This window comes from Calidithermus roseus (assembly GCF_003574095.1).
GTDB classification, from domain to species: Bacteria; Deinococcota; Deinococci; order Deinococcales; family Thermaceae; genus Calidithermus; species Calidithermus roseus.
Genome location: NZ_QWLA01000036.1, coordinates 21,011 through 35,387 on the forward strand (window position 1 = coordinate 21,011; position 14,377 = coordinate 35,387).

Annotated in this window: 13 protein-coding genes; 10 read left to right on the forward strand and 3 right to left on the reverse strand. The window is 67.5% G+C overall.

Annotation, left to right across the window (positions count from 1 at the left end; all coding sequences use genetic code 11):
• Positions 1-12: 12 nt before the first annotated feature.
• The 4 genes from Mrose_RS10130 to Mrose_RS10145 all read left to right on the forward strand — a co-directional run bounded on the left by Mrose_RS10130 (position 13) and on the right by Mrose_RS10145 (position 4,486).
• On the forward strand, positions 13-780 hold the full coding sequence (locus Mrose_RS10130; protein WP_119277911.1) for a CPBP family intramembrane glutamic endopeptidase: 768 nt from the start codon (positions 13-15) through the stop codon (positions 778-780).
• A 331-nt stretch (positions 781-1,111) separates the two neighbouring features.
• A complete protein-coding gene (locus tag Mrose_RS10135) occupies positions 1,112-2,248 on the forward strand; it encodes a glycosyltransferase family 4 protein (RefSeq protein WP_119277913.1) in 1,137 nt (378 codons plus the stop codon).
• A 91-nt stretch (positions 2,249-2,339) separates the two neighbouring features.
• Positions 2,340-3,371, forward strand: a complete 1,032-nt coding sequence (gmd, locus tag Mrose_RS10140; RefSeq protein WP_119277915.1) for a GDP-mannose 4,6-dehydratase — start codon at positions 2,340-2,342, stop codon at positions 3,369-3,371.
• A gap of 32 nt (positions 3,372-3,403) precedes the next feature.
• A complete protein-coding gene (locus Mrose_RS10145) occupies positions 3,404-4,486 on the forward strand; it encodes a glycosyltransferase family 4 protein (protein WP_245969819.1) in 1,083 nt (360 codons plus the stop codon).
• 1 nt (position 4,487) lies between these two features.
• Here the strand turns inward: Mrose_RS10145 and Mrose_RS10150 are convergent, their stop codons facing one another.
• On the reverse strand, positions 4,488-5,084 hold the full coding sequence (locus Mrose_RS10150; protein ID WP_182482759.1) for an HAD family hydrolase: 597 nt from the start codon (positions 5,082-5,084) through the stop codon (positions 4,488-4,490).
• Between the two features lie 136 nt (positions 5,085-5,220).
• Here Mrose_RS10150 and lptB point away from each other — a divergent pair, with 136 nt between their 5' ends.
• Positions 5,221-5,985, forward strand: coding sequence for an LPS export ABC transporter ATP-binding protein (gene lptB / locus Mrose_RS10155; RefSeq protein WP_119277921.1), 765 nt, complete (start codon positions 5,221-5,223; stop codon positions 5,983-5,985).
• A 137-nt stretch (positions 5,986-6,122) separates the two neighbouring features.
• Positions 6,123-7,649, forward strand: coding sequence for a DUF3084 domain-containing protein (locus Mrose_RS10160; protein ID WP_119277922.1), 1,527 nt, complete (start codon positions 6,123-6,125; stop codon positions 7,647-7,649).
• On the opposite strand, the gene Mrose_RS10165 is transcribed toward Mrose_RS10160, so the two are convergent.
• Both Mrose_RS10165 and Mrose_RS10170 read right to left on the reverse strand, forming a co-directional pair.
• Positions 7,642-8,523, reverse strand: a complete 882-nt coding sequence (locus Mrose_RS10165; RefSeq protein ID WP_119277924.1) for a delta(1)-pyrroline-2-carboxylate reductase family protein — start codon at positions 8,521-8,523, stop codon at positions 7,642-7,644. The two genes, Mrose_RS10160 and Mrose_RS10165, sit on opposite strands and share 8 nt — an antisense overlap.
• A gap of 66 nt (positions 8,524-8,589) precedes the next feature.
• Positions 8,590-9,522, reverse strand: a complete 933-nt coding sequence (locus tag Mrose_RS10170; protein WP_119277926.1) for a CobW family GTP-binding protein — start codon at positions 9,520-9,522, stop codon at positions 8,590-8,592.
• Positions 9,523-9,637: 115 nt separating this feature from the next.
• Between Mrose_RS10170 and Mrose_RS10175 the strand changes: the two genes are divergently transcribed.
• The 4 genes from Mrose_RS10175 to mutL form a co-directional block, all read left to right on the forward strand.
• A complete protein-coding gene (locus Mrose_RS10175) occupies positions 9,638-10,114 on the forward strand; it encodes an FKBP-type peptidyl-prolyl cis-trans isomerase (protein WP_119277927.1) in 477 nt (158 codons plus the stop codon).
• A gap of 140 nt (positions 10,115-10,254) precedes the next feature.
• The gene (locus Mrose_RS10180) at positions 10,255-10,770 is read left to right on the forward strand and encodes a MogA/MoaB family molybdenum cofactor biosynthesis protein (RefSeq protein WP_119277929.1); all 516 of its coding nucleotides are present in this window, start codon (positions 10,255-10,257) and stop codon (positions 10,768-10,770) included.
• A gap of 59 nt (positions 10,771-10,829) precedes the next feature.
• Entirely contained in the window at positions 10,830-13,361 is a 2,532-nt protein-coding gene (gene mutS, locus Mrose_RS10185; protein WP_119277931.1) for a DNA mismatch repair protein MutS, read from the forward strand.
• A 21-nt stretch (positions 13,362-13,382) separates the two neighbouring features.
• A partial coding sequence (gene mutL / locus Mrose_RS10190) for a DNA mismatch repair endonuclease MutL (protein ID WP_119277933.1) occupies positions 13,383-14,377 on the forward strand: 995 nt, incomplete at its 3' end.

Below are 14,377 nucleotides of genomic sequence, written 5' to 3' on the forward strand. Positions count from 1 at the left end.
GGGGCAGCGCTGGTGGAAACCGTTGCCCTAAAACGCCCGTTCTGGCCAGCCTGGTTCTATTTTGCCGGGTTGGTGCTGGCGGAATGGCTGGCCGCCGGAGTCAACCGGGGGCCGGGAATGCTGGTGCACACCCTGATCGTCCTGAGTGCCCTGATTCACGCTGCCTACCTGAGCGGTCCGGCGGCCCGGATGCTGAGCGTACTGGCCCTGGCCCCCATGGTGCGGGTGCTGGACCTGATGATGCCACAGAGCTTCGTCGAACCCATCTGGCGCTTCCCGCTGGTCAACTTTCCACTCATCATCGCGGTCTTCATCACCATCCGCACCCTCAACCTGCGCCGCCAGGAGGTGGGGCTTCAGATGGGCTTCCTCCCGGTGCAGCTTCTGATCGCCTCGAGCGGCCTGGTGGTGGGGATCATCGAGCACCGCATCATCCAGCCGCAGGCCTTGGCGGGGAGCTTCGAGTGGCCGGAAATCCTGCTGCCCATCCTGATCCTGATGGTCTTCACCGGCTTCAGCGAGGAGCTGATGTTCCGGGGCCTGCTGCAGAACGCGGTCATATCGGTGCTGGGGCCGCTGGGGGGCATCACCTACGTGGCGCTGATTTTCGGAGCCTTTCACTTCGGTTGGCAGTCCGCGGGTGACGTGGCCTTCGTGACCATTGCCGCTTGGGTGTGGGGCTGGCTGGCTTGGCGCACACGCTCGATCCTGGGCGTCTGCCTCGCGCACGGCCTGGCCAACGTCTGGCTGTTCATACTCCTGCCCTTGACCTCTGGCTAGCACGTGAAGCCCGACGTGACCGCTGCGTTTTGCCTGCTCTGGGCGCGTAACGCTAAACGCTAAGCTCGAGCAGCCATCGGCGACTGCTGTAGGGGCAGGCTTCGTGCCCGCCCCTATTTTCCGAGGTGTTAACGAGGGCTTCACGAGCGAGCGGGTAGGCTGGAGAGGTGAGGGCCTGCTCCATTCGATTAAGTACTCCACGGGAAGCTTCGCGTCTTGGACCAATCTTCCCGTCACCGCGCCCACAAACGCTTCCCGTGGGGGCCTCCAGATGAGGGAAAGTCTAGCGGAGGGTACTTAGTGTGTATTGGGTGGCTTCGGGAGACGACGAATGGTATTGATCGACGCAACGCCGTTGCAATCGGAGCACCGGGTGCGCGGGGTGGGCAGCTACCTGCGCGAGGTGCTCAGGGCCGGTGAGGAGCTGGGGATGAGGCCCGTGTACGTAGCCTCGAGCTGGGGAGCAGAGGAGAGCGCCCTCCCCGACTTTCTGCCCAAAGAGCGCGTCCTCACCGCACCCCGCCCCCACAAACCGGCCCAGGTGTACTGGATTTACAACGAGTTCTTTCTGCGCTACGCGCTGCTGCGCACGCGGCCCAGGGTCTTCTTCGCGCCCGACTTCAACGGGCTGGTGCTCAACCCCTTTGGCCGCACCGTGGCCACGCTCTACGACCTCACGCCCTTCAAGCTGGGCGACCTGGGCGACCCTTTCAGCGCTGGTCGTTGGCGTAGCTATGCCCGCCGCCTCAAGCGGGCCGATCACCTTCTCGCCATCAGCTCCAGCGCCGGACAGGATGCGGTGGAGATTCTGGGCATCCCTCCCGAACGCGTCACCGTCGTGCCGCTGGCGGTCGACCACCGGCACTTCAAGCTGAGTGTGGGAAAGGGTCGCTACGCTGGGGCTGGGCGCTACTTGCTGCACGGTGGGGCCTTCAACCCCAACAAGAACCAGGCCGGGCTGTTGCAGGCTTTCGCCCGCGTCGCCCCCCACCACCCCGACCTCGAGCTGCATTTCTTTGGTCCTTGGGCACCCGAGCAGCTTTCCTGGCTGGTGAGCGAGCGGCAGAGGCTTGGGCTAGGGGAGCGGGTCAGGCACCTCGGCTACATCGCCGCCGAGGACCTGCCCAGCCTTTATGGCAACGCAGCCGCCTTCGTGTTCCCCTCGCTCGAGGAGGGGTTCGGCCTGCCGGTGCTCGAGGCCATGGCCTCGGGGGCTCCGGTGGTAACCTCGGACTGCTCCTCGTTGCCCGAAGCGGCGGGCGAGGCGGGCTTGCTGGTCGATCCACGCGACCCCGAGGCCATTGCCGCCGCGATCCGCAGGGTACTCGAGGAGCCCGGCCTGGCGGAAAGCCTGCGCGAGAAGGGCTATGTCCAGGCCGCCCGCTTCACCTGGGAGGCCACCGCCCGCAAGACCTGGGAGGTGCTCGAGGGGCAGGGGCACGGCGAGGGCTGGGTGGCCCAGCCCTGACCTAACCACTGGATAACGGCGTGTGGTTGGCTGGGTGGCAGGCCGGGGCTGAGACCTCAACCCAGCGTATGAAGCCTTGGAGGACGTTTAAATGGCAAAAAGAGCGCTGATCACGGGGATCACCGGACAAGACGGAGCGTACTTATCGAAGCTGCTGTTGGAGAAGGGCTACGAGGTGTGGGGCACCTACCGCCGCAGCGCCAGCGTCAACCTGTGGCGGCTGGAGGAGCTGGGCATCGCCCAGAACATCAAGCTCGTGGCCTTCGACCTGCTGGAGTACTCCAACATCCGCCGTACCCTGGAGAAGGTGCAACCCGACGAGCTGTACAACCTCGCGGCCCAGAGCTTCGTGGCGCTGTCCTTCGAGCAGCCCCTCTACACCGCCGACGTCGACGCGCTGGGGGTGGGGCGCCTCCTCGAGTCCATCCGCGAGGTCAACCCCGAGATCCGCTTCTACCAGGCTTCCACCTCCGAGATGTTCGGCAAGGTGCAGGAGACGCCCCAGAACGAGAAGACCCCCTTCTACCCGCGCAGCCCCTACGGGGTGGCCAAGCTCTACGGGCACTGGATCACGGTCAACTACCGCGAGTCCTACGGGATGCACGCCTCCAGCGGCATCCTCTTCAACCACGAGAGCCCCCTGCGCGGGCAGGAGTTCGTGACCCGCAAGATCACCAGCTCGCTGGCGCGCATCCGGTATGGTCAGCAGGAGGTGCTGGAGCTGGGCAACCTCGAGGCCATGCGCGACTGGGGCTTCGCCGGGGACTACGTCGAGGGCATGTGGCGCATGTTGCAGCAACCCGAGGCCGACGACTACGTGCTGGCCACGGGGGTTACCACCAAGGTGCGCACCTTCGTGGAGCACGCGGCCCGAGCGGCGGGCTTTGAGCTGAGCTGGGAGGGGGAAGGGCTGGCTGAGGTGGGCCTGGACCAGAAGGGGCGGGTCATCGTGCGCGTCAACCCCGAGTATCACCGTCCCGCCGAGGTAGACCTGCTGCTGGGCAACCCGGCTAAGGCCAGGGCCAGGTTGGGCTGGGAGCCCAAGGTGGACCTGGCGGGCTTGGTGCGCATGATGGTGGAGAAGGACCTCGAGCGCGTGGCCAACGGCAAACTGCGCGGGTAAGGCCAGTGCGGGTCGGCTTCTTCACCTACGGCATGGACCGCTCCCTGAGCGGGATTGGCCGCTACGCGGTCGAACTCACCCGCGCGCTGAGGAAGCTCGAGCCTGGTCTCGAGATCGTCTTGCTCAACCCTTATCCCCATTCCGAGCTGCAGTGGTACCGTGAGTTCGAGAACTACCTGGTGCCCAGCCTGGCCAGGGTGCCGTTTGCGGCGAGCCTGGGCAACCTGGTGCTGCACCAGGCGGCGCGGCGGCTGAGGCTCGACATCCTGCACGATCCCTGCGGCATCGCGCCCTTCCTGATGCCTTTCCCAGGGTACCGGCGGGTGACCACCATTCACGACGCGGTCCCTCTGGCCACCCCCGACTTGCAACCCCTGGCCACGCGGCTGATCTTCCGCACCCTGGTGCCCTGGACGCGCTTCAGCGCCGACGCGGTGCTCACCGTGAGCCGCCACGCCGCGGGCGACCTCGAGCGCCTGGCCGGAATTCCCACAGCCAAGCTGCACGTTACCTACAACGGTGTGAACCCTCCACCCCCCATGGGCGAGGCCGAGGTGAGGGAGGTGCTCGAGCGGCTGGGGATCGAGCCTCCCTACTTCCTCTACGTGGGCAACCTGGTGGCCCGCAAGAACCTGCCGCGCCTGGTGCAGGCCTTCCGGATGCTGCGCCAGGACATCCCCGAGGCCACCCTGGTGATCGTGGGGGCTAAGCAGTGGAAGTCGCACGAGGTCTTCCAGCAGGACCTCACCCACGTGCTCGTCCCCGGCTACGTCCGTGACGACGACCTGCACGCCCTGTACTACGGAGCGCGGGCCCTGGCCTTCCCCTCGCTCTACGAGGGCTTCGGCATTCCCGCCGTCGAGGCCATGGCCCACGGCACCCCGGTGCTCACTTCCAACGCCAGCTCGCTGCCCGAGGTGGTGGGCGACGCGGCGCTGCTGGTGGACCCGGCTTCGGTAGAGGCCATCTGCGAAGGGCTGCGAAGGATCTGGGAGGACGCGGAGCTGAGGGAGAGGTTGAGGCAAAAGGGCCTCGAGCGGGCCCGGATGTTCACCTGGGAAAAGACGGCGCGGGCTACGCTCGAGGTGTATCGCAGCCTGGTCGATGGTCGATAGCCTAAGCCGAATTCGGACGATGCAGACCCTGGAGCCCGGCGGTGATGGCACCCTGGACGTCGGCTTCGAGGTGGTCCCCGATCATCAGGGTTTCCTGCGGGGCTACTCCCAGTCGCTCGCAGGCCAGGTGAAAGATGCGGGGGTTGGGCTTGCGCACGGCTACGTCGGCGTCGCCCGAGACCACGATGGCCTGAACGTGGGGCTCGAGGCCCACGTTGCGGATGGCCGCCCACTGCATGTCGGCGGGGCCGTTGGTGATGATGGCCTTGGGCAGGTGGGCGAAATAGGCCAGCAGTGCCAGCGCTCCCGGCAAAAGCTCTACCTGGGCGGCGTAGCGGGCAGTGGTCTCGGCGGCGATGGCCTCGAGGTGGGGAGGGATGGGATAGCCCTGCTGCTCGAGGCTGCGCCGCAAGGCCAGGGCGAGGGTGACGTGCCCTTCAGCCCGGATGTTGCGTTCGTAGGCGGCCATGAAGGCCTCATCGGCAGGGTCTATACCCAACTGGGCGCTGCAGAAAGCGGTGAGCTGGCTGAAATCGCCGCGAAACTGGGCCAGGGTGCCGTCGAAGTCGAAGCAGATGGCTCGGATGTGGTTGGACACGGGATCGATCATACGGCAGGGGCCGTACGTCGTACGCAAGGCGCCTAATACCTCAGACCCTCGATCCTTGGCCCTCGAACTCCATCTGGGCCATACCTCTCACTGTGCGCTAAGGCGGGGTGATAGGCTTTAGTCAATGGAAACGGCGCTTATCAACACTCCCAAGCCCACCCAGTCCGGACAACTGGTAGCCCAGGGCCTGGTCAAGCGCTATGGGCGCCGGGAGGTGGTGCGGGGGGTGGACTTGCAGCTGGCTCGTGGGGAGATCGTAGCCCTGTTCGGCCCCAACGGGGCGGGCAAGACCACCACGTTTTACATGGTGGTGGGGTTCATCCGACCCAACAGCGGCACCATTCGTCTGGGCGACCAGGACATCACCCGGCTACCCATGTACAAGCGGGCTCGCATGGGGGTGGGGTACTTGCCTCAGGAACCCTCGGCCTTCCGCCGCATGACGGTGCTGGAGAACCTGCTGGCGGTGCTGGAGTTCCAGCCCATCTCCAAAACCGAGCGCCTGGACCGGGCCATGGCCCTGCTCGACGAGCTGGGCATCACCGCTCTGAAGGACCTCTACGCCTACAAGCTCTCGGGGGGGCAGCGGCGGCGGCTCGAGATCGCCCGCGCGCTGTGCACCAACCCCGACTTCATCCTGCTCGACGAGCCCTTCACCGGTGTCGATCCCAAGAACGTCCACGACATCCAGAAGCTGATCTCCGAGCTGCGCGAGCGGCGGGGGGTGGGCATCTTCATCACCGACCACTCCGTGCGTGAGACCCTGGCCATCACCGACCGGGTCTACTTGATGTACGACGGTCAGATGACCTTCCACGGCTCCCCCGAGGACTTCGCCCGCGACTCGGGCGTGCGCCTGCACTACCTGGGTGACGAGTACGAGCTATGAAGCCCTGCCCCGGACGCCTCGAGGCCACCGGCCAGAAGCCAGGGCGTCTGGTTCTGCTACAATTAGCTTCTCCAAGCTGCTCTCTTCCCCCCCCCACAGGAGAAAGCAAATTCAGATCTGGCATTAGGCGGTAGGACATGACTTTGGCATCGATGCTCATTTTGCTGGTGCTGGTGTCGGGGGTAGTAGCTTACCTCGGCGACGTGGTCGCTAAGCGGGTGGGCAAGCGACACTGGCGGCTACTGGGGATGCGACCCCGCACTACCGGGACCGTGATCGCGGTGGGTACGGGGGTGCTCATTTCGCTGAGCGCCTTCGCCGCCTTCTTCCTGCTGGTCCGCGATGCCCGCGAGATCATCTGGCAGGCCGAGACCGTGCGGCAGGAGCGCAACCTGCTACGCCAGGAGGTGCAGCGCTACGCCCAGGACCTCCAGCGCCTCGACGAAGAGCGACGGCGGGCCACCGAGCAGGCCAGCCGGATTCAGGGCGAAGCCAACGACCTGCGGCGCGATGTCAACCAGTTGCGCGAGACGCTGGACAACCAGCAGAAGCTGCTGGTGGCCTCACGCGAGAAACTCGAGGCTTACCAGCGGGAGCTGAGGGAAACCCAAAGCCGCCTGCGGAAGGTGCAGGGGGAGTTTGAACTCGCCCGGAAGGAAAAAACCGAATTGCTGGCCACCAGGGATCAGCTTCTGCAGGCCATTCGCGAACAGCAGCGCAGGCTCGTCGAGCAGCAGGGCCAGCTCGCCCGCCTGGGGAGCGAGCGCGCTACCCTTCAGGAAGCCGAGCACCGCCTGCGGGAGCAGGTGGATCAGACCCAGAAGCGGCTGAGCGGCCTGCAACAAGCCGCTAACGTAGCCCAGGCCCGCCTGAGTACCCTCGAGCAGAGCACCCGCCAGCTCTCCGAGGAAAAGAAGCGCCTGGAGGGAGATATCGCCCTGCTCAACGCTCAGCGCCAGGAAGCCCAGGGAGCGCTCAAGGAGCTGATGGAGGAGCGGGATCGCCTCCAGGAGGCTCTGGCGGCGGCCCAGAAAGAGCTGATGGCGGCCAGGGCCCGCTTCACCCAGGTCGAGCAGGAAAACGTCAAGCTGCGCAACAGCAGCCGCGTCCTGCAGGGGGGCCTGGAAAAGCTGCTAGAGCAGGTGCTGCTGGCCGAGCAGACTTTGGTTCCAGGCAAGGAGCAGCAGGCCCTCGACGAAATCCGCCGGCGGGTGGACCTGCGGGCGAGGCTGCTGGGGCTGCGGGGCGCTGAAGTGGTGCAGCAGCTCAACCTGGGGCCCAACCCGCGCCTAGGGCTGCTCCTGGCCCGCCCCGTTGGGGTCAACCCCGACAGCAGCAAGCTGCAGATCCGGCTAGAATACCGCGCCCGCGAGCAGCTCTTCGCCAAGGGTGATGTGCTGGCGACGGGGGTGCTGGTGTTGCCCAGCAAGCCTGAAGACGTGCAGCGACGGCTCGAGCGCATCCGCCAGGAGGCCGAGGAACGCCTGGCCCTGGCGGGCTGGATCCCGGAAAAGCTGGCGCTGGGCGCTTTCGACCTGGGTGAACTCGCCGCCTTCAGCGCCTCGCTGGCCAGCAAGCGTGGGGGGGCTAAGGTGGCGGTGGTGGCCCTCGAGCCCCTTTACCCCACCGACCCGCCCAAGCTGGGCTTCAAGCTCATCAACTGAGCGACCGCACCACCAGACGTGCCGCGGCCAGGTCCCACAGCGCGTGTCCTACGCTTTTGAACAGCACCGGCCCTTGAGGACGGGCCAGCTCCAGGGCGTCCTCGAGCGGCGTGACCTCGTCCCAGTCCACCCCAGCCTGGATCAGGTCGCCGGCCTCGGCCCGCGCGCCCTCGAGCGTATCTACGAATATCCGGCAGCGCCGCACCAGGGCGGGGGAGAGCTCGGCCATGTCCGGGCGGTAAGCGCCTACCGCCGCGATGAAGGCATCCTCCCGCACCCCCTCGCTCAGCACCGGGGTGGGGCTGGTGGTGGCGCTGACGATCAGAAGAGCCTCGGAGGCGGCCTGGGCCACGTCAGGAGCGATGGAGGCTTCCATGCCCAGGCTCAGGGCGTGCTCGAGCAGGCGACGGGCCGAAGCCTCTGAGCGCGAGGCAATCGCCACCTTGCGGGTGCCCAACCCGGCCCGGAAGGCCTCGAGGTGGCTGCGGCCCTGCACCCCTGCCCCGATCACCAGCAGCGCATCGTCGGGCGCAGGGGGCCTGGGGGCCAGTTTTTGTGCGGCCAGCAGGGACAGCGCGGCGGTGCGCCGGGCGGTCACCAATGAGCCGTCGAGCTGGGCCAGGCGCTCTCCGGTGCGGGCGTTCATCACCACCAGCTCGGCCCGCACGCTGGGCCGCTGCTGAGGGTGCACCGTCACCAGCTTGGTGATGACGATCTCCTGATCGCTGGCGGGCATCAGCAACAGGGTGCCGCCTTCGGGCAGGGGCATGACCAGCCGCTCGGGAGCCTGGGTCTTCCCGGCTTTGCGCTCGCGCAGGACGGCTTCGAGGGCCAGGGCCAGTTCGGGGTAGGGGAGGGCGGCTTCGAGGTCCATTTGGATTGGATTTTATCGTGAGAGGCGCGTTTGGCGTTCAGCGTCTTGCGTTGGGCGTACGACCCCCTAACTCAGCCGCGCGAAGGCTTCGCGGTATTCCGCCTCGTCGAGGCCGCGCCCGATGACCACCAGGCTCGACTTGCCGCTGCGGGGCCTGCCGGTGAGCTCGAGGCCGAAGATCTCCCGCACCGCCTGGAACAGTACCTCCTCCTCGAAGCCCTGCACGCTCAGAAAGCCCTTGGCCCGGTAGAGGCGGTCGGGGCGGGAGATGACGTAGTTCTCGATGAACTCGTTGACCCGTTCGCGCTTGAGGGGTTTGGCATTGGTCAGGGTGAAGCTGACGACGTCGGGGGTGTGGAGGTGCTGGTAGCCCTTGGGCTTCCACTCGGGGTCGAAGGCCTTGAGCGAGAGCAGGCCATCGGGCTCCACGCGGGCGTGGGCGGCTTCGCGCACCTCGGCCAGCGGGTTGATCTGGGCGATGACCCTGCGGGCTTCGGCGAGTTGCTCGGGCGTGGCGAGGTCGATCTTGTTGAGGATCACGGTGTTGGCGTAGGCGAGTTGGATGGCGCCCTCGGGGCCGTCGCGCAGGGTGCGCTCGAGGTTGCGCGCGTCGGCCACGCCCACGATGCCGTCGAGTTCGAACTTGGCGCGGGCGAAGGGGTCGAGCACGGTCTGGGCCACCGGCACCGGGTCGGCCAGGCCGGAGAGCTCGATGAGGATGTGTTCGGGCGGGTTGGGCTTGGCCGCGATCTTGAACAGCGAGCTCATCAGGTCGTCGCGCCCCACGCAGCACAAGCAGCCGTTGGAAAGCTCGGCGATCCCGTCGGAATCGACGCTCTCGATAAGCGCCCCGTCCACCCCGGTCTCGCCGAACTCGTTGACGATCACGCCGAAGCGCCGCACCCCGGAATTGATGAGATGGTTGACCAGCGTGGTCTTGCCGGCGCCGAGAAAGCCGCCGATGACGGTGACGGGAACACGGGTTTTGAACTTGACCATATCTGCCTCTCCCAGAGCTTAGCGTTCGCCCGGAGGACGACCCCCCGTAGATTACTTCAGGGGCCTGCCGCCCGCCTGGGGTTGATGATAATCTATTCTCAACAGCGAGGTGCCCATGAAGGTAGCCGATAAAACCGTGGTCCAGTTCGAATACGTGCTCCGTGTGGACGGGGAGATCGCCGACCGCACCCACGAGGGGGAGACCCAAACCATCCTCATCGGTCACACCCACGGCCTCCCGGCGGGCCTCGAGGCCGCATTGATGGGCCGTGAGGTGGGCAGCTTCGTCGTGAGCGTGCCCCCCGCCCAGGGCTACGGCGAGTACGACGCCTCGAAGCGCCTCGAGGTGCACCGGGCCGAACTCCCCGCCGACCTCGAGCCCGGCGCCCTGCTCTACGCCGAGGACGAGGCCGGAAACCCCGTCTCCTACCGTGTCACCGCCGTCAACGGCGACCTCGTGACCCTCGACGCCAACCCCAAATGGGCCGGAAAGACCCTGGAGTACAGCATCACCATCCACAAGGTGCGCGAGGCCGAGCCGGGCGAACTCGAGCACGGGCACGTGCATGGGGAGGGCGGGGTGCATCATTAGCGGATGGTCGATAGTCGAGCACGGGTCGTACGTCCTACGTCGTACGCAAGACGCGAAACGCTTTGGCCCTCGGCCCTGGACGAACCATGGGCCGCATGCCACGGACCCTTGGTTATCGGCCATCGACTAAAATGAGCCATATGCCTTCGGAAAGCACCGACAAACACAAAGAGATCGCCCACTCCAAAGGCCCTGTTTCCGTTGCCATCGTCACGGTTTCCGATACCCGTACCCCGGAGACCGATACCAATTACCATTACCTCGAGCCCGAGATCACCGGCATGGGCCATAAGATCGTGGGCTACCGCATCATCAAGGACGAGCCCCTGCAGGTCGCGGAGGCGCTCGAGGAGATGGTGAAGAGCGGGGCTCAGGTCATCATTTTCAACGGCGGCACCGGCATCGCGCCCCGCGACACCACCTACGACGTGCTGGCCCGCAAGATCGAAAAGCCCATGCCGGGCTTTGGCGAACTCTTCCGCATGCTCTCCTACGCCGAGGTGGGAGCCGCGGCCATGCTCAGCCGGGCCATGGCCGGGGTGTACCACCGCCGGGTGGTCATCTGCACGCCGGGCTCGCCCAACGCGGTGCAGGTGGCCTGGACCAAGCTGATCAAGCCCGAGCTCGAGCACCTGGCTTGGGAAGTGGCCCGATAGCTCCCCACTCGAAGGGCCTCGGCGGTTGACGCCGGGTGTTCTGCTGATAGCATAAGCCCATGACCCTCAAGGGCCAGGGTTCCGGCCCCCTGCCGCCTTTGCTCCAGCAGTACGTAGAGCTTCGGGACGCTTACCCGGAGTACTTGCTCTTGTTTCAGGTCGGCGACTTCTACGAGACCTTCGGCGAGGATGCCGAGCGGCTGGCGAGGGCGGTAGGCATCGCGCTCACCCGCAAGACCAGCAAGGACTTCACCACCCCGATGGCCGGTATACCCATACGCTCGGTGGACGGCTACCTCGAGCGCCTGCTGAAGCTGGGCTTCCGCATCGCGGTGGCCGACCAGATGGAGCTGGCCGAGGACGCCGAGGGACTGGTGCGGCGCGAGGTGACCCAACTGCTTACCCCCGGCACCCTCACCCAGGAAACCCTGCTGCGGCCCGAGGCCAACTACCTGGCGGCTCTGGCCACGGGCGACGGTTACGGCTTGGCCTTGCTCGACGTGTCCACCGGGGAGTTCCGCGGCGCGGTGTTCTACGGCAAGAGCAGTGTGTGGGACGAACTGTTCCGCTACCGCCCCGCCGAGGTACTGCTGGCGCCGGAGCTTTACCACAATCCGGGCTTCCTCGAAGAGTTCCAGCGGCGCTTCCCGGTGATGCTCTCGCCGGGGCGCTTCGAGGAGGAAGCGGCGGCCCAGGCCCTCCAGGCGCAGTTCGGGGCGCTGCCGGGCGAGCTCGAGCACCCCGCGCTCTTGCGGGCGGCAGGGGCCGTGCTGGGCTACGCCCAGGCCACCCAGGGCGGAGCCCTGCCCCAGGTGCAAGGCTTCGTGCGCTACGACCCCAGCGCCTTCATGCAGATGAGCGAGGCCACGCTGCGCACGCTGGAGGTCTACGACCCCAGCCCGGTGGGGGAGAGCAGCGAGGAGCGCACGCTGATGGGGGTGCTGGGCCTGACCCGCACCGCGCCGGGGCGGCGGCTCTTGCGGGCCTGGCTGCGCCACCCGTTGGTGGAGGAGGGCCCCATCCAGGCCCGGCTGGACGCCGTGGAAGCGCTGGTGCGCGACGGGGTGCTGCGCGAGGCGGTGCGCAAGATCCTCTACCGCATCCACGACCTCGAGCGCCTGGCCGGGCGGCTGGCGGCGGGTCGGGCCAACGCCCGCGACCTGCTGGCCCTGGCCCGCAGCCTGGAACTCTTGCCGGAACTCGCGGGGTCGTTGCGGGGCTCGAGCGCCCTGCTCAGCCTCGCCGAGCGCCTGCCCAACCTGGCCGAGGTGGCCGAGCGCATCCACACCGCGCTGGTGGAGGAGGTGCCGCTGAAGATCACCGAGGGCGGGCTGATCCGCGACGGCTTCGACGCCGAGCTCGACGCCCTGCGCCAGCGGGCCGAGGCCGCTCGGGCCTGGATCGCGGGCCTCGAGGCCGCCGAGCGCGAGCGCAGCGGGATTCCCCTCAAGGTGGGCTATAACCAGGTCTTCGGGTACTACCTCGAGGTCACCCGGCCCTACTACGCCCAGGTGCCCTCCGACTGGCGGGCCATCGCCACCCTCAAGGACCGCCAGCGCTACACCCGCCCCGACCTGCGCGAGAAGGAGCGGGAAATCTTGCTGGCTGAGTCCGAGGCCCGCAAGCGCGAGTACGCGGCTTTCCTCGAGCTGCGCGAGTCGGTGGGGCAGGCGGCGCCGCTGGTGCGCGAAGCGGCGGGCGTGCTGGCCGAGCTCGACGTGTACGCCGCGCTGGCCGAGGCTGCCGCCCAGTACGGCTACGTGCGGCCCCGCTTCAGTGCTGAGGGGCGGCTTTATATCCGCGCCGGGCGGCACCCGGTAGTCGAGCGTGGCGGCGAGTTCATCCCCAACGACCTCGAGCTCTCCCCCAGCGAGCGCCTCTTGATCCTCACCGGCCCCAACATGGCCGGCAAGTCCACCTACCTGCGCCAGACCGCGCTCATCGCCCTGCTGGCCCAGATCGGCTCCTTCGTGCCCGCCGAGGAGGCCCTGCTGCCGCTGTTCGACCGCATCTACACCCGCATCGGGGCCTCGGACGACATCGCCGGGGGGCGCAGCACCTTCATGGTCGAGATGGAAGAGCTCGCCCAGATCCTCCAGGGGGCCACCAGCCGCAGCCTGGTGCTGCTCGACGAGATCGGGCGCGGCACCAGCACCTACGACGGCCTCTCGCTGGCCTGGGCCGCCGCCGAGCACCTGCACGACAGGGTGCGCTGCTACACCCTCTTCGCCACCCACTACTTCGAGCTCACCGCCCTGCCCGAGCGCCTGAGCGGAGCGCGCAACCACCACGTTGCCGCGCGGGAGGAGGCGGGCGGGCTGGTGTTTTACCACCAGGTGCTGCCGGGGCCGGCCTCGAGGAGCTACGGCCTGGAGGTCGCTAAGCTGGCGGGCGTGCCGCGCGAGGTGCTGAGCCGAGCCGCGACCCTGCTGGCGGGGCTCGAGGCCCAGGTGGGCAACGTGGGCCAGGAGGTGCTCGACGAACTGCTCTCCCTCGACCCCACCCGCCTCACGCCGTTGGAGGCCTTGCTTTTGCTCCAGCGCTGGCGCGATAAAGTGCAGAAGACGGTGGTGCCCAATGAACTGGCGTGAACCCGTCGGTGGGGGTGCTCCGTGATCCGGCGCCTGCCCGAGGAACTCGTGCGCGAGATCGCCGCGGGCGAGGTGGTCTCGGGGCCGGTGGACGTGGTGCGGGAGTTGCTCGAGAACGCCCTCGACGCCGGGGCTACGCGGGTTCAGGTTGAGCTCGTGGGCGGAGGCCTCGAGCGCATCTGCGTCAGCGACAACGGTCAGGGGATTCCCCGCGAGGAGTTGCCGCTGGCCGTGGAAGCCCACGCCACCAGCAAGCTCAGCGACCTCAGCCGCATCGCCACGCTGGGCTTTCGGGGTGAGGGTCTGTGGGCCATCCGGCAGGCGGCCCGGCTGAAGATCACCTCCAGGCCCCCCGCCCAGTTCGGTGGGGCCACCCTCACGGCCTTCGGGGACCAGGTGGCCCTTACCGAGCACCCCGCGCCGCCGGGAACCCGCGTCGAGGTGAGCCGCCTGTTCGAGCACCTGCCCGCCCGCCGCAGGAGCCTCGAGTCTCCCGCCGCCGAGACCCGCAAGGTCATCGGTCTGCTCTCGCGCTACCTGCTGCACCGTCCGGGGCTATGGCTGCGCCTGCTGAGCGACGGCGAGGAGAAGCTGGTCCACGCCGGAGGGGGCTTCCCCGAGGCGGCGCGGCTGGTGTGGGGCTCGGTGGTGGCCAACCGGCTGCTCGAGCTCGACTTCGCGCAAGCGCCCTTTCGCCTCAGCGGGCTGCTCTCGCGGCCCGAACTCTCGCGCTCGCGCCGTGACCGCTTGCTCCTGGCGATCAACGGACGCCCGGTGGAGTGGCCCGAAGCCCTGCTCCAGACGGTGCTGCTGGCCTACAAGGAACTGCTGCCCAGCGGGCAGTACCCGGTGGGGGTGCTGAGCCTCGAGCTGCCCCCCGAGGCCGTGCTGGTCAACACCGCCCCCGACAAGTCCAAGGTGCGCCTGCTCGAGCCCGAGCCGCTTCTGGCCTTCGTGGCCCGCGCCATCCAGGATCTACTCAGCGCCCACCCGCTGGCCCGTGCCTTGCCCGACCC

Bases quoted from the DNA above. Each gene is read 5' to 3' on its own strand.
- Mrose_RS10135 (WP_119277913.1), top strand. From the start codon at position 1,112: ATGGTATTGATCGACGCAACGCCGTTGCAATCGGAGCACCGGGTGCGC.
- gmd (WP_119277915.1), top strand. From the start codon at position 2,340: ATGGCAAAAAGAGCGCTGATCACGGGGATCACCGGACAAGACGGAGCG.
- Mrose_RS10145 (WP_245969819.1), top strand. From the start codon at position 3,404: ATGGACCGCTCCCTGAGCGGGATTGGCCGCTACGCGGTCGAACTCACC.
- lptB (WP_119277921.1), top strand. From the start codon at position 5,221: ATGGAAACGGCGCTTATCAACACTCCCAAGCCCACCCAGTCCGGACAA.
- Mrose_RS10160 (WP_119277922.1), top strand. From the start codon at position 6,123: ATGACTTTGGCATCGATGCTCATTTTGCTGGTGCTGGTGTCGGGGGTA.
- Mrose_RS10165 (WP_119277924.1), bottom strand. From the start codon at position 8,523: ATGGACCTCGAAGCCGCCCTCCCCTACCCCGAACTGGCCCTGGCCCTC.
- Mrose_RS10170 (WP_119277926.1), bottom strand. From the start codon at position 9,522: ATGGTCAAGTTCAAAACCCGTGTTCCCGTCACCGTCATCGGCGGCTTT.
- Mrose_RS10175 (WP_119277927.1), top strand. From the start codon at position 9,638: ATGAAGGTAGCCGATAAAACCGTGGTCCAGTTCGAATACGTGCTCCGT.
- Mrose_RS10180 (WP_119277929.1), top strand. From the start codon at position 10,255: ATGCCTTCGGAAAGCACCGACAAACACAAAGAGATCGCCCACTCCAAA.
- mutS (WP_119277931.1), top strand. From the start codon at position 10,830: ATGACCCTCAAGGGCCAGGGTTCCGGCCCCCTGCCGCCTTTGCTCCAG.